The 14,898-nt window shown below is 72.0% G+C and carries 11 protein-coding genes; 6 read left to right on the forward strand and 5 right to left on the reverse strand.

Going from position 1 to position 14,898, the window contains the following annotated elements; genetic code table 11:
* Positions 1–444: 444 nt before the first annotated feature.
* Together BLQ75_RS13015 and BLQ75_RS13020 are read right to left on the reverse strand one after the other, a co-directional pair.
* Positions 445–1,167: a type III secretion system chaperone family protein gene (locus BLQ75_RS13015; RefSeq protein WP_244515501.1), complete on the reverse strand. Its 723-nt coding sequence runs from the start codon at positions 1,165–1,167 to the stop codon at positions 445–447.
* A gap of 110 nt (positions 1,168–1,277) precedes the next feature.
* Positions 1,278–1,904: a TetR/AcrR family transcriptional regulator gene (locus BLQ75_RS13020; protein ID WP_092602078.1), complete on the reverse strand. Its 627-nt coding sequence runs from the start codon at positions 1,902–1,904 to the stop codon at positions 1,278–1,280.
* Positions 1,905–1,991: 87 nt separating this feature from the next.
* Here BLQ75_RS13020 and BLQ75_RS13025 point away from each other — a divergent pair, with 87 nt between their 5' ends.
* Positions 1,992–3,221 (forward strand): MFS transporter, encoded by a 1,230-nt coding sequence (locus tag BLQ75_RS13025; RefSeq protein WP_092602080.1) that lies wholly within the window; start codon positions 1,992–1,994, stop codon positions 3,219–3,221.
* A gap of 199 nt (positions 3,222–3,420) precedes the next feature.
* On the opposite strand, the gene BLQ75_RS13030 is transcribed toward BLQ75_RS13025, so the two are convergent.
* Complete coding sequence (locus tag BLQ75_RS13030) at positions 3,421–4,260, reverse strand: alpha/beta fold hydrolase (protein ID WP_211481349.1); 840 nt, start codon at positions 4,258–4,260, stop codon at positions 3,421–3,423.
* Between the two features lie 91 nt (positions 4,261–4,351).
* Here BLQ75_RS13030 and BLQ75_RS13035 point away from each other — a divergent pair, with 91 nt between their 5' ends.
* Complete coding sequence (locus BLQ75_RS13035) at positions 4,352–4,957, forward strand: CGNR zinc finger domain-containing protein (protein WP_092602082.1); 606 nt, start codon at positions 4,352–4,354, stop codon at positions 4,955–4,957.
* A 96-nt stretch (positions 4,958–5,053) separates the two neighbouring features.
* Here the strand turns inward: BLQ75_RS13035 and BLQ75_RS13040 are convergent, their stop codons facing one another.
* The gene (locus BLQ75_RS13040; protein WP_092602084.1) at positions 5,054–6,229 is read right to left on the reverse strand and encodes a TDT family transporter; all 1,176 of its coding nucleotides are present in this window, start codon (positions 6,227–6,229) and stop codon (positions 5,054–5,056) included.
* Between the two features lie 70 nt (positions 6,230–6,299).
* On the opposite strand from BLQ75_RS13040, the gene BLQ75_RS13045 reads away from it, so the two are divergent.
* The 4 genes from BLQ75_RS13045 (at position 6,300) to BLQ75_RS13060 (ending at position 11,642) form a co-directional block, all read left to right on the forward strand.
* On the forward strand, positions 6,300–7,220 hold the full coding sequence (locus tag BLQ75_RS13045; RefSeq protein WP_092602086.1) for a LysR family transcriptional regulator: 921 nt from the start codon (positions 6,300–6,302) through the stop codon (positions 7,218–7,220).
* 218 nt (positions 7,221–7,438) lie between these two features.
* The gene (locus tag BLQ75_RS13050; RefSeq protein WP_244515503.1) at positions 7,439–8,113 is read left to right on the forward strand and encodes a DUF5134 domain-containing protein; all 675 of its coding nucleotides are present in this window, start codon (positions 7,439–7,441) and stop codon (positions 8,111–8,113) included.
* Between the two features lie 15 nt (positions 8,114–8,128).
* Positions 8,129–9,154 (forward strand): cytochrome c oxidase assembly protein, encoded by a 1,026-nt coding sequence (locus BLQ75_RS13055; RefSeq protein WP_092602088.1) that lies wholly within the window; start codon positions 8,129–8,131, stop codon positions 9,152–9,154.
* A 145-nt stretch (positions 9,155–9,299) separates the two neighbouring features.
* Complete coding sequence (locus tag BLQ75_RS13060; RefSeq protein WP_092602090.1) at positions 9,300–11,642, forward strand: heavy metal translocating P-type ATPase; 2,343 nt, start codon at positions 9,300–9,302, stop codon at positions 11,640–11,642.
* A 418-nt stretch (positions 11,643–12,060) separates the two neighbouring features.
* Here the strand turns inward: BLQ75_RS13060 and clpB are convergent, their stop codons facing one another.
* The gene (gene clpB / locus BLQ75_RS13065; protein ID WP_092602092.1) at positions 12,061–14,640 is read right to left on the reverse strand and encodes an ATP-dependent chaperone ClpB; all 2,580 of its coding nucleotides are present in this window, start codon (positions 14,638–14,640) and stop codon (positions 12,061–12,063) included.
* Positions 14,641–14,898: the final 258 nt, after the last annotated feature.

A 14,898-nucleotide genomic window follows, 5' to 3' on the forward strand; every position in this document is an offset into this window, starting at 1 on the left:
GTCACCACGATCACCCACCCCAGCGATCCAGGCATCGAACTCCACGCGTTCTTCGACGCACTGGCCTGCCTGCTGTGGTGAACAGGCGTGGGCGGACTACGCCTCGCCGGATGGCCATCGACCTGCCCCCAACCACCGGCCTGACACTCACCGCCATCCACACGACCGAACTCGCAGTCGTGACGGTGGCGATTCACCATTCCGGCTGAAGCCGAGCACCGCCACGAACCCGCCCGGGAGCCGATTCCCACCCGCCTGGCACTCGCTCTCGCCCGATCCCCGCGCTCACGGACCCGTCCGGAACCTCGCCGCACGGCCTGGTCCGCCCCCGACAGCGGAGACACACGGGGCGCCCGCTCCCACGAACCGGGCACACCCCGTGGGACAGGACGCGCGCGGCGTAACACACAGCGGTGCCCCGCGTACGCAGCCGCGTTCGGGCGCTCAGGCGGTGTCGTCCTCGGTGGAGCGCTCGGACAGGAGCTCGTCCTCGGGAGTCTCGGCGGCGGGGGTCTCGCCGTTGGGGTCCACTTCGAACGGATCGATCAGGTCGGCCAGCGTGCCCAGCGCGCGCAGCGCGCTCTCCAGCTGCTCCGGTTCGGCAGCGGCGGGTTCCAGCGCGGCGAGCACCCAGTCGTTCTCGGCCCAGACCACGGTCACGTCGTCGCCGAACTCCTCGACCGCGTCGACCACGTCCGGTTTGACCAGCGGCCGGGCCGTGGCGACGTCGCCCACGAACGCGTAGCGCGAACCGACCGGCCCGAGCAGGTCCAGTTCGGACTCCGGCGGTACGGGCACCTCCGGCAGCCACAGTTCGAGCGTCGTGGCCACGACACGGCGGCAGCGGAGCCCGAGCAGCACCGCCACCGTCCTGCCACCGACCACGAGGTCGAGCACGGAGACCTGGCGCCTGCCGTCGGCGGTGAAGGTGGAGCCCGCGACGATGTCGGCGGCCACCGCGCCGTTGTACTGCGGCAGCAGGCCCCGCTCCCACTTTGTCGGCAGCACTTGGTCGAACTCGGCGAACTGCCACCCGCGCAGCGCCGCCCAACGTCTTCTTTCCCTGTTCTTCGCCGTCCGCCGCGCGTGGTCGGTGATCAGCAGCGTGACGCCCGCCGCTATAGCGACCGCCGCCACGGCGAACCAGACCCATGCAGGTATGCCCACACGCGCAGGGTAGTCGGCCGGTGGATCAGTGCGAAGATCACCTGGGGTGGATTCCGGGAAACTCCCCGGTGAACGAGTGACGGCGAACCGATTTCACTTGATCGTGCTACTCAGGAATCCCCGGGAACGCACATCCGGTAGACCTCGTCCCAGTCCGGCGCGCTGCCGGGCAGGGGCGCCCCGTCGCCGCGCAGGCCGGGCAGCAGCAGTTCGAGGTAGCGCTCGCGCAGCTCGGCACGGCGCTCCTCGTCGGTGGCCAGCGGCGGATTGAGGTGCTTGAACAGCAGGAACACGTCGGCCGAGCCGAGGTCGGCGCGCAACTGCCCCGCGCGGCGGGCGGCTGTCACCAGCTGCTCGATGAGCTCGATCATGCGCCGCCGCAGCCCCCGGAGCTCCTCGGAGACGTCCTCGGCGTCCTCGTAGGGCGGCAGCACGACGCCGATGCCCGCGTGCGCCCGCAGGCAGCCGCGCAGGAACCGCTCGAAGGCCGACCACGGCTCCGCCTCCGCTGCCACGGCGGACTCGGCCTCGGCGATGACGCGGCTCGTCGCGGCGATCCGGACGTGCTCGGCCAGTTCCCGCTTGTTCGGGTAACGCCGGTAGATGCTGGCGACCCCCACCCCGGCCAGTTCGGCTATCTCGGAGACGGGAGCGGCGAACCCCTGCTGCGCGAACACCTCGCGAGCCGCGCTGACGACGCGCTCGTCGTAGTCCGTCGCGTACTGCGGTGTGGGCATGGCCACAGCGTACCTCGGAGCGGAATGATCCGTTCCGGGGTGGTGTTGCCCGGCGCGGAATAACTCGTTCCGGTGAGGAGAAGCCCCATGCCACCCGACCCCACCGCCACGACGGCCGCCCCGGCGACCGGCAGGACGCACCCCGGCCGGCTGTCCGGAACCGGATCGTTCGCGCTGGCGGGAGCCCTTCTCGCGGTGTTCCTGATGGCCTCCACGGCGCCCTCCCCCATGTACGCCATCTACCAACGGGAGTGGGGCTTCTCCAGCACGGTGCTCACCGTGGTCTTCGCCGTGTACATGATCGGGATACTCACGGCGCTGCTGCTGTTCGGTTCGCTGTCCGACCAGCTGGGACGACGGCCGGTGCTGCTCGGAGCGGTGGGCCTGGAGATCGTCTCGCTGCTGGTGCTGGCGTTCGCGCCCGGAGTGGGCTGGTTGTGCGCGGGGCGGATCCTGCAGGGGTTGGCCACCGGAGCGGTGACCAGCGCAGTGAGCGCCACCCTGCTGGACTTCCAGCCGCCGGGCAGCGGACGCGGGCCACTGGTGAACGGGATCGCCGCGTCGGCGGGCATGGCGGTCGGCTCCGCGATGGCGGGCGCGCTGGTGCAGTTCGCACCGGCGCCGACCGAACTGAGCTACCTCGTGCTGATCGCCGCGCTGGCGGTGCTGTTCCTCGGGGTGCTGGCGATGCCCGAGCCCGTGACCGGCCCCGCCGCCCCGGCCAGGCGGATACTGCGCCCGCAGCGGCCGATCGTGCCGGAAGGGCAGGGGCGGACGTTCGCGCTGCTGGCCACCACCATGCTGGCCGCCTGGACGGTCGGCGGGATGTTCATGTCGCTGGGCCCGTCGGTGGCGGGCGGACTGGTCGAGGGCGGCTCCCACTTCGTCGGCGGGCTGACCGTGACGGCGCTGGCGGGGGTCGGCAGCGTCGGGCAGGTGCTGGCCTCGGGGTGGCACGGCACCCGCGCGGTGCGACTGGCGGTCCCGCTGCTGCTGATCGGGCTGGCCGCCGTGGCGGCGGCGGTGATCCTCGCGAACGCCGTCCTGCTGTTCGGCGGCTCGGTCGTGCTGGGAGCGGGCTGGGGGCTGATGTTCATGGGCGGCTTCCGGATGCTCAGCGCCCTGGCGAAACCCGAGCAGCGCGCGGGCACCTCGGCGATGATCTACGTGGTCGCCTACCTGTCCGCCGGGGGCGCCAGCATCCTGCTCGGCTACCTGACCACGCTGTTCGGACTGGACACCGCCACGATCGTCTTCGCCGTGGCGGCGGGCGTGTTCACCGTGCTGGCCGGGATCGGCAGCGGCAGGGGTCGCTGACCGGCAGCGGTGTCATCCGGTGGGTCCACCCGACCGGTTCGTCGGGTTCGTCCTGGAGTTCGACGCCACGGCAGTGGGGTCCCGTGCTCGGTCGACCCGCCCACGGCCGAGCCACGAACGCGACCACTCCGGACGGCTTCCGCCGCCCCGGCACCGCGACCACGTTCGCGGCTCACGCGCCGGGTCGGGAACGCTCCGGTCAGCGACGCGACGAGTCGAGCACCGCGGCCACGACCGCCTCCGGGGCGTCCTCGGGAACCAGGTGCCCCGCCTCGGGGACGACGTCGAACTCGGTGTGCGGCAGGCGCTCGGCCAGCGCCCTCCCCCGTTCGAGGGGAACCCACGCGTCCCGCTCGCCCCACAGCAGCGTGACCGGACAGCGGACCTCGTCGTAGCGGTCCTGGATCTCGTCGGTGTGGCGGTCGTGCATCTGCGCGATCTGACGGTAGAACGCGGCCTGCCCCCGATCCCCCGACCAGGGTTCGAGGTAGTACCGCATCTCCCGCTCGGACAGCGAGCGGCACACCGCCCCGCCGATGTAGGCGCGCAGGACCGCCTCGTGGACGTAGGCGGGCAGTTCGCCGAAGGCGGCCTCGTGGCGCCGGGCCGTCCGCACGAACTCCGAACCATGCGGGCTGAGCGCCACCGGGTCGATCAACGTCATCGAGCGGTAGTCGCGGCCGTCGAGCAGGTGGGTGCGCAGCGCGGTGGTTCCGCCGAAGTCGTGGCCGACCACGTGCGGGGAGTCGATCCCCCAGTGGTCGAGCAGCTCGGCGAAGACCCTGTTCTGCACCCCCAGCGACACGTCCTGCCCGGCCTTCTTCTCGGAGCGGCCGTAGCCGAGCAGGTCGAAGTAGTACACCCGGTGGTGACGGGCGAGTTGCGGTGCGATCCGCCGCCACACCACCGAGGAGAACGGCGTGCCGTGCAGCAGGACCACGGGGGTGCCCTCCCCCATGACTCCGTAGCGGACCTCCTGACCGTGGAACTCGAACACCTCGGGCGGGTTCCACATCTCGCGTTCCGCCGTCTCGAACATAACTAACCCCTTTTTTGGATTTTATGGTTAGCATGGTTGCCGTGGCCCACCGAACTGTCAACCCGACCGGCGAAGTGCTCGCGGAGGAGAGATGGCCGACTGGTCCGCTGCCGCGCTGATCGGCGATCACCCGGCGCTGCTCTTCGTCAACACGGTCGGCGGCCGCACCAGAGCCCGCGACGTGGAGTACCTGCGCGAGTTCACCGACGCGGCCGACTGGGCGCACGCGGCCGGGCTGCTCGAACCGGAGGAGCACGATTACCTGCTCAGCCGCGCGGCGGACGACCGGGCGGAAGCGGACGGGGCGCTGGCTGAACTGCGCGAACAACGCGAGGCGCTGCACGCCTTCCTGCTGGCGGGGGTGGAACGGGTCCGGTGCGAGCGGGCCGTCCGGGACAGGGTCAAGGCCGACGTCCTGGCCGCACAGCGGGAGGCCGAACCCACGGAGCTGTTCCGCGAGCGACGTAGCTGGGTGTTCGACACCGCCCGCCTGGGACCGCGCCTGGTGGCCCGCAGGGCCGCACTGGCGAGCGCGGAACTGCTGCTGAGCGAACAGCGGTCGCTGATCGGCGTGTGCGGCCGGTGCTCGTGGCTCTTCCTGGACCCGTCCCCGAGCCGACGACGCCGGTGGTGCTCGATGGCGATCTGCGGCAACAGGGCCAAGGTCGAACGCCACCAGCGGGGCCGGGGCCGGTGACACCGGCCGTGCGCACCGACGCGGCGGTTCCACCGGAATCCCGCGCTCCGGCCATCGGTTCCTTCCGCCACGCGGGGTCCGGGGACGCCTCGGCTGTCACGCCACCGCGCCGCTCGGCGACGGCGACGGCGCCCGCCGGACCGGCCGGAACAGCCCACCCCGGTAACCGGCGCGTGCCGTGCGCACGGCCACGGTGAGCCAGGCGAGCACCAGCAGCAGGTAGAGCGCCACGGCGACCACGACGAACAGCGCGGCACCGGTGCGGGCGGCCAGAGCGCTGGTGCCGGTCACGACGGTCCCCACCGGGAAGGTGAAGCTCCACCAGGTCAGCGCGAAGGGCATCCCGACGCGGACGGTGCGCAGGGTGAGCGCGGCGGCCAGCACGAGCCAGACCACGGCGAAACCCCAGGCCGACACGCCGTAGAACAGTCCCAGGGCCTCGGCCGCTCCCCCGTAGGGCGCGGGCAGAACGTCCCCGGCCGGTCGGGCCAACAGGTTGGCGGCCGTGACCGACTGGCCGAGCGGCCCGAGCACGATCCACACCGTGGGGACTCCCTCGGCGGCGCCGGTCTTGTGGTGCACCAGGCGCTGCCAGAGCTGCGGAACGACGAACAGCGTGGCGAACAGGCTGATGCCGAACATCGCGTAGCACCCCAGCAGCATGGTCAGCCTCGGCTGCCCCGGCGGCAGGTGCTCGACCAGAAGGGCACCGTTGGCGGCCGAGACCATCGGAGGCACCACGGGCATCAGCCAGCCACCGAAAGCCGCGTCCCGCGCTATGTCGTGCGTGGTCATCATCAGGTAGGGAATCCACGCGGTCGTGACCAGCCCCAGCACGGTCCCGGCCGTCCACAGCACCCAGTCCGCGGTCAACGCGGGGCCGAGCCCGATCCAGTCCCTGCCCAGCAGCAGCGCGCCCGCACCGACCGTCATCAGCGCCATAGGGGGAGCACCCCAGAACTGGGCCATGACCGGGTCGCGGGCGTGCCCGCGCGCCGTGGCGGGGTGGCGGAGCCAGTGCACCACCCACGCGGCGGTGAGCGCGAGGAGCAGCAGCGCGCCGAGCGCCCACACCACCGTGGCCGCGACGCGCGTGCCGGGCAGCCACACCGGCAGCGTCGCAGCGGCGTTGGCCACGATGCCGGTCCCCATCACGGAGGCGAACCAGTTGGGGCCGAGCCAGGCGAAGACCTGGGCCGGGTGGTCGAGTTCGCGCAACGGGCCGGAACGGCGGGCCGTGACGGGCTCCTCGGTGAGGGGAGTGCTGGTCATGCCTCCACCCTGGTTCGGTTCGCCGTGGCCGAGTAGCCCCGCTCCGGTTGTGAACGCATAAGCTGTACCTATGTCTTCTCGGCCGTTACCCCGGTCGGTGCGCGACCTGACCGGCTACGAACTGCTGCTGAGCGTGGCCGAGCTCGGCAGCATCGGGCAGGCGGCCCGCCGACACGACATGTCGCAGCCCGCCGCCAGCGCGCGGCTGCGGCAGCTGGAGGCCGACGTCGGCACCGCGCTGCTGGAACGACGCCCGCGCGGCACCCGGTTGACCACGGCGGGCGAGCTCGTGGCGAGCTGGGCGCAGGCCACGGTCGAAGCGGCCTCGGACCTGGCGGCGGGCATCACGGCGCTGCGCGCCGACCACCACGGCCACGTCCGGATCGCGGCGAGCCTGACGGTGGCCGAGTACCTGCTGCCCCGCTGGCTGATCGCGCTGCGGGCGGCCGATCCCGAGACCGTGGTCGCGCTGGATTCGGGCAACTCGGCGGAGGTCGAGGCGGGTGTGTTGGCGGGGTCGGCGGACATCGGGTTCGTCGAGGGGCCGGAGGTCGCGAGTGGACTGTCCTCGCGCGAGGTCGCCAGGGACGAGCTGGCGCTGGTCGTGGCCCCGTCCCACCCCTGGGCCGGCCGCAGGCGGAACCCGAGGGCGGCGGAGCTGGCCGCCACCTCGCTGGTCAGCAGGGAACGCGGCTCCGGGACCCGGCTGGCGTTGGAACGGGCGCTGGCGGAGCGGTTCGGCCTCGAAACCGCCGAGCCGGTGCTGGAGGTCTCCTCCACGACCGCGATCAAGGCGGCCGTGACGGGCGGTATCGGCCCCGCCGTGCTCAGCGCACGCGCGGTGGTCGCCGAGCTCGCCGCCGGAACGCTCGTGCGGCTCGACGTCACCGACCTCGACCTGACCCGGAGCCTGCGCGCGGTCTGGCCCGAAGGCGCCCAACCACGCGGGCCCGCCCGCGACCTGCTCGCCATCGCGCTGCGGGAGCAGTGAGCGGCGCGGTGATTCCGCGAGAAATCGGCGCCGCTGGGATCACCGTCCCTCCACTCTTGCACCCCCAGAACACACCCGCGAAATCGCCGGGCGGCTGTGACGTTCTCCACTCCCGACACCACTCCGGACGACCTCGGGAACTCAACACCCCGGCCGCACGACCTGCACGTCGAACACGGTTCGTTCCAGGATCAGCGACCGAGAAACGGAAGCGGGACATGCACGGTGAGATGGCGGCCATGGACATGCCACTTCTACCCATGTGGTTACGGATCGTGTGGGTGGTGGCACTCCTCGCCGTGATGGCGGTGCACACCGGTCACCTGGTCGTGTTGTCGGGGCAGCACCGCGCCTGGCACACCGGACACACGGTCATGGCCGCCGGGATGGCCCTGATGTACCTGCTTCCCCGGATGCAGCACCCCGAGCTGTACCGGGCCGGGCTGGTCCTGTTCGCGCTCGTGGCGCTCGTCCAGGCGGTGATCACCGTGGCGTTCCGGGCCCGCGAGGGAGCTGTCAACCCGCTGTGGCTCCTAGCCACAGTGGACATGCTCGCGATGGTCTACATGCTGCTGCCCCCCACGACACGCCCGGACTGGCTGAACTGGGTGTTCGTGGCCTACCTGGCCTGCCAGACGGTGGCCTACGGCCTCGGCGCCTGGGACCGGCTCCCGGTGTTCACCTCCCGAACACCGACGAGCGTCACCGCCGGAGTCGCGACGACGGAGCACGCCCGGGAGCACGAGCACGCGGTCACCCCGCTCAGTGCCGAACCCGCGCCCGACCCGACGGCGGGACCCGTGGTCGGGTTGGTGGCGCATTCCAGCCTCGGAGTGCGGGTGACCCTGGCGGTGATGGCGGCGAGCATGGCCTACATGCTGGCCGTCATGTAGCGGGAGACGAGGACGATGCCCACGACGGAACCTCTGACCTGGTCGAACGCCCTGACCAGCTGGCAGCTCTCGCCCTGGGACGGGCTCGTGGTGGCGCTGGCCGCGGGCTACCTGGCGGGTGTGGTCAGGTACCGGCGCGGCGGCGGGCGCTGGCCGGTACGGCACTCCGCCGCCTTCCTCGCTGGACTGCTCGCCCTGGTACTGGCGGTCAACAGCGCGATCGGCGTCTACAGCGAAAGCCTGACCTGGGTGCACATGGTCCAGCACCTGGTGCTGATCATGGCGGTACCGATCCTGCTGATCGCGGGGCGCCCGCTGGCGCTGTGGGCCACGGCCGACGACGGCACCACCTCGCGGCGGCTCACGGGGCTGCTCAACAGCCGTGCGGCGGGATGGCTCACCCATCCGGCCACCTCGTTCGTGTACTACACCGCCGTGCTGGTCGTCACCCACCTGACGGTGTTCGCACAGCTGCGGCTGGAGCACGAGTGGCTGCGGCACTTCGAGATCGTGCTGTACCTGACCAGCGGTTACCTGCTCTTCCTCCCCGTGCTCGGCAACGAGCCGCTGCGGTGGAAGCACTTCCCGCACCCGCTGCGCGTGGTGCTGCTGATGGCGGGCATGCTGCCGGACACCCTGGTCGGCGTGGTGCTCATGATGGCGCCCAACCCCATAGCACCGGCCTACCGCCTGGCCCGCCCCGACTGGGGTCCCGCACTGCTGACCGACCAGCACCTCGCCGGGGCGATCATGTGGTTCTTCGGCGACGCCACCATGGCCGTGCTGGCGCTGATCACCGTGGGGATCTGGCTGCGCTCGCGCGGCCCGGAGGCGGGGTTCGGCTCGTGGCTGGAGACCGCTCGCCGAGGCGCCCTGGCCCGCACCGCCTCGGCCCCCGCCCCCGCGCTGAGCGACTCCACCGACGTGGACGCCGACGAGCGGGCACTGGCCGACTACAACGCCATGCTCGCCCGGCTGCACGGCGCCCCGGAGCCACAGCACCCCGCCCCGCCCCGACCCGAGCGGGAAGGCGAACCGTGACCGCCCGGCGGACGTGGGACACCTCCCCTCCAGCGACAGGACAGCACCCGGCGCGGTCGGTGGAGAGGCCACCGGCAAGTCCCCGGAAGGCGAACGGCCACGGGCCCCACGACACCCGGAACGCTCGACGGGAACGAGGGAATCGATGACTTCGGTGGCACCGTCCGAGGAGTCGCGCTCCGAGGGCTACTCGGTGGAGTTGGCCATCACGGGGATGACCTGTGCCGCCTGCGCGGCGCGGGTGCGGCGCAAGCTCAACAGGGTCGAGGGCGTCTCGGCCGAGGTCAACTACGCCACCGAGAAGGCCACCGTCGAGGCGTCCGGCGAAGTGGCCGTCGAGCGGCTGCTGCGGCAGGTCGAGACGGCGGGCTACCGCGCCGAGCTCGTCGAGCCCGACGCCCCGGCCGGGGGCGATCCCGCCGAGCGGGTCCGCTACCTGTGGCGCCGCCTGGTGGTGGCGCTGCTGTGCGGGGTGCCGCTGGCCGACCTGTCGATCACGCTGGCACTGGCCCCCTCGCTGCGGTTCCCGGGCTGGCCCTGGGTGCTGCTGGCGCTGACGCTGCCGGTGGCGACCTGGTGCGCCTGGCCGTTCCACCGCCAGGCCCTGGTGCAGGCCCGTCACGGCACCACCTCCATGGACACGCTGGTCTCCATCGGCATCGTCGCCTCCGCCTGCTGGTCGGTGTACACCGTCTTCGCCCACCGGCACGCCCCGACGGCCGAGCACGGCCTGCTCGGATTGCTGCTGCGCCCGGCCGGATCGGTCTACCTCGACGTGGCGGCGGCCGTCACCGTCTTCATGCTCGCCGGAAGACTGCTGGAGGCGAAGGCCAAGCACCGGGCGGGCGGGGCCCTGAGCACGCTGGCCGCGCTCGGTGCCAGGGACGTGGCCGTGCTGGACGAGCGGGGCCGCGAGAACCGCGTCCCCGTCGAACGGCTGCGCCCCGACGACCACTTCACGGTCCGTCCCGGCGAGACCGTGGCCACCGACGGGGAGGTGCTGCGCGGGCACGGCACCGTGGACACCAGCACCATGACCGGTGAACCCGTTCCCGTGGAGGCCTCGGCGGGCGACCGGGTGGTGGGCGGCACGATCGTCACCAGCGGCAGGCTGGTAGTCCGGGCCACCCGGGTGGGTTCGGACACCCAGCTGGCCCAGCTGCGGCGGCTGGTCGAGCGGGCGCAGCACGACAAGGCCCGCGCGCAGCGGCTGGCCGACCGCGTCTCCGGGTGGTTCGTGCCCGCCGTGGGACTGCTGGCCGTGCTGACCTTCCTGGGCTGGTGGCTGCTCGACGCGCCGGCCGAGCGGGCCTTCAGCGCCGCCCTGACCGTGCTGATCATCGCCTGCCCCTGCGCGCTGGGGCTGGCCACCCCCACCGCGTTGTTGGCCGCCACCGGCCGAGGCGCCCAGCTGGGCATCTTCATCAAGGGGCACCGTGCGCTGGAGTCCGCCCGCGCGATCGACACCGTGGTGCTGGACAAGACCGGCACCCTGACCACCGGCCGGATGACGGTGGTGGACCTGCGCACCACCGCCGAGACCGACACGGCCACCCTGCTGCGGCTGGCCGGTGCGGTCGAGGACGCCTGCGAGCACGCCGTGGCCCTGGCGATCAGCACGCTGGCGCGGGACCAGCTCGGAGAGCCCGAGCCGGTCGCGGACTTCACCAGCCTGTCCGGGCTGGGCGCGCTCGGAACCGTGGACGGCCGTGCGGTGCTGGTGGGCTCGGCGCGACTGCTGCGGGAGCGGGGCAGCGAACTGCCCGACGAGCTGGAGGCCCGGCGCGTCGAGTGGGAACGCCTGGGGCGCACCACGGTGGCCGTGGCGGTGGACGGCACGGCCCAGGGGTTGTTCGCCCTGACCGACACGGTCAAGCCCTCGGCGAGCCGCACGATCCCGGCGCTGCACCGGCTCGGGCTGCGCACCGTGCTGCTGTCCGGGGACAACGCGTCCACGGTGGCGGCCGTCGCCGGACGGCTCGGCATCGAGGAGACCAGGGCCGAGGTCCTGCCCGCCGACAAGGCCGCCGCAGTGGCGCGACTGCGGGCCGAGGGCCGGACCGTGGCCATGGTCGGCGACGGCGTCAACGACGCCCCCGCGCTCGCCCGGGCCGACCTCGGGATCGCGGTCATCTCCGGCACCGACGTCGCGCTGGACGCCGCCGACCTGCTGCTCGTGCGGGACCAGCTCGACGTCGTGCCCGAGGCGATCACCCTAGCCCGCCGCACGCTGCGCACCGTCCGGGGCAACCTGGCCTGGGCGTTCGGCTACAACCTGGCGGCCCTGCCGCTGGCCGCGCTGGGGCTGCTCAACCCGCTGATCGCGGCGGCGGCCATGGCGCTGTCCTCGCTGTTCGTGGTCACCAACAGCCTGCGGCTGCGCCGCTTCGGCTCCGAGGCGTCCTGTCGGGACACCGCCCCGCGAGGATCGCCCACCGACGAGCGAACGGCGGAGAATCCCCGGGCTGGCGAGGCGACCACCGTGTAGCGGCACGGCCACCCCGTGACGGCGCCCCGCCCGGACGGCGTCGATTTCTCACGAATCGCCGGGTCCCCGGTGGTGCGGTGTGGCCCCCGTGCGCGTCGATTTCGCGGTTGGTTTCAGGGGGTGGGTGAACCGGTCGGGATGACGCGTGTGGAGGTGGTCGGTGCGCCTGAAGCCACACTCCGACCACCCCCGCGAGGCGAACTCCCACCACTCACACCAGCCGGCCCCACCCTCGCGGGCCGAGCTCCGACCACTCCCGCAACCCGCACCGCCGCGGGTTCTCTCGTGGTGCTCTCGCGAGGACGCCCCCGACGTGGCGTAGTACCTACTCGATGTCGGGGGAGCCGCAGCGAGAGCCCGCGAGAGGTTCCGCCAAGCGACCACTCCGGCACCCCGGCGGCAGAACTCCGCGAGGAACTCATTCCGAGTTCACGGTGAGCCCGCTGTCCTCGGCGACATCCACCGTCACCTTGTCACCGTCCTTGATGTCACCGGACAGCAGCTTGCGGGAGAGCTCGTCGCCGATGGCCGACTCCACCAGCCGCCGCAGCGGCCGGGCCCCGAAGACCGGGTCGAAGCCGTGCACCGCCAACCACTCCCGCGCGGGCTGGCGCACGTCCAGCGTCAGACGGCGCTGCGCCAGTCGCCTGGCCAGGCGGTCCACCTGGATGTCCACGATGGACGTCAGCTGCTCGGTGGACAGCGCGTGGAAGACCAGCGTGCCGTCCAGCCGGTTCAGGAACTCCGGCTTGAACTGGGCGCGGACCACCGACCTGACCGCCTCGTCTCGCTCGGCCTCCGACAGGTTCGGATCCGCGATGGCCTGCGAACCCAGGTTGGAGGTCATCACCAGGATGGTGTTGCGGAAGTCCACCGTGCGCCCCTGGCCGTCGGTGAGCCTGCCGTCGTCGAGCACCTGCAGCAGCACGTCGAAGACGTCCTGGTGGGCCTTCTCCACCTCGTCGAGCAGCACCACCGAGTAGGGCCGCCTGCGTATCGTCTCGGTGAGCTGGCCGCCCTGGTCGTACCCGACGTAGCCGGGCGGGGCGCCCACCAGGCGCGCCACCGAGTGCTTCTCGGAGTACTCGCTCATGTCGATGCGCACCATCGCGCGCTCGTCGTCGAACAGGAACTCGGCCAGCGCCTTGGCCAGCTCCGTCTTGCCGACACCGGTCGGGCCGAGGAACAGGAAGGAGCCCGTCGGGCGGTCGGGATCTGCCACCCCGGCCCTGGAACGGCGCACCGCGTCCGAGACCGCGCGCACCGCCTCCTGCTGGCCGACGACGCGCGACCCGATGGCGTCCTCCATGCGCAGCAGTTTGTCGGTCTCGCCCTCCAGCAGCCTGCCCGCCGGGATGCCGGTCCAGGAGCTGACCACCTCGGCGACGTCGTCGGGCGTGACCTCCTCCTGCAGCATCGCCTTGGAGCGGTTCTGCTCCTCGGTGGCCTCCTCCAGCTCCTTCTCCAGCTGGGGGATGCGCCCGTAGCGCAGCTCGGCCGCCTTGCCGAGGTCGCCGTCGCGCTCGGCGCGCTCGGACTCGCCGCGCACCGACTCCAGCTGGCTCTTGAGGTCGCGGACCCTGTCGATGGACTCCTTCTCGCGCTGCCAGCGGGCGGTCAGCTCGGACAGCCGTTCGCGCTGGTCGGCCAGTTCCTGGCGCAGCGAGTCGAGGCGTTCCCGGGAGGAGGGGTCCTCCTCGCCGGACAGCGCCATCTCCTCGATCTCCAGCCTGCGGACGGCGCGCTCCACCTCGTCGATCTCCACCGGCCGGGAGTCGATCTCCATCCGGAGCCGGGAGGCCGCCTCGTCCACCAGGTCGATGGCCTTGTCCGGGAGGAACCGGTCGGTGATGTAGCGGTCGGACAGCGTGGCCGCCGCGACCAGCGCGCCGTCGGTGATCCGGACACCGTGGTGCACCTCGTAGCGCTCCTTGAGGCCACGCAGGATGGCCACGGTGTCGTCCGGGCTGGGCTCACCGGTCATGACCTGCTGGAACCGGCGCTCCAGCGCGGCGTCGGTCTCGATGTGCTTGCGGTACTCGTCCAAGGTGGTCGCGCCGACCATGCGCAGCTCGCCCCGCGCCAGCATCGGCTTGATCATGTTCCCGGCGTCCATGGCGCCCTCGCCGGTCGCGCCCGCGCCGACGATGGTGTGCAGCTCGTCGATGAAGGTGATCACCTGCCCCTCGGACTCGGAGATCTCCTTGAGGACGGCCTTGAGCCGCTCCTCGAACTCGCCCCGGTACTTGGCCCCGGCGACCATGGAGCCCATGTCCAGCGCGACCACCCGCTTGTCGCGCAGCGACTCGGGGACGTCCCCGGCGATGATGCGCTGCGCCAGGCCCTCCACGATCGCGGTCTTGCCCACGCCGGGCTCGCCGATGAGCACCGGGTTGTTCTTGGTGCGCCGCGAGAGGACCTGCACGACCCTGCGGATCTCGGCGTCCCTGCCGATGACGGGGTCGAGGTCGCCGTTGCGGGCGCGTTCGGTCAGGTCGAGGCCGTACTGCTCCAGCGCGTTGTAGGTGCCCTCCGGGTCGGGGCTGGTGACCCGCGCCGAGCCCCGCACCCTGGTGAACGCCTCCCGGAGCGCGTCGGGGGTGGCGCCGTGCCGGTTGAGCAGGTCACCGATCTGCCCGCCCTCGGCGGCCAGCCCCACGACCAGGTGCTCGGTGGAGACGTACTCGTCGCCGAGCTCGGTGGCGAGCTGCTGGCTGTGGGTCAGCGCCTTGATCGACTCGCGGGACAGCTGCGGCGTGGAGACCGTGGAACCGCTCGCGGAGGGCAGGTTGTTGGCGAGCTGTTCGCACTCCTCGCGCACCCGCGCCGGATCGGCTCCCACGGCCGAGAGCAGCGACGGGGTGAGGCCGTCGCTCTGCGCCAGCAGCGCACCCAGCAGGTGCGCGGGAGCGACATCGGGGTTGCCCGCCATCGTCGCGGCCTGCGCCGCGGAGGAGATCGCCTGCTGGGTCTTGGTCGTCGGGTTGAAAGCGTCCATTCCTCACCTCTCCGTAGCGGCTTCGTCGCCCAGCGAGGGCTCACGTTCCTGCGATACCCCGAAGGCCGCCCGACGTAACAGCCGCATCGCAGCGACCACAGGAGCAAACTTGAGTCTGTCTGACTCAACTATACAGATACGAGCCGACTCGCGTCATCCGGTGCGGGGTGGAGGTGGAGCGGAGACAGGGCAGGGACGGAGGCTGAGCGGAGCGCCGCGCGAGAGCTCGGCCGAAACTCGGCCCCACACAAGAGTTCG

It is taken from the genome of Actinopolyspora xinjiangensis (assembly GCF_900104475.1).
Taxonomy (GTDB): domain Bacteria; phylum Actinomycetota; class Actinomycetes; order Mycobacteriales; family Pseudonocardiaceae; genus Actinopolyspora; species Actinopolyspora xinjiangensis.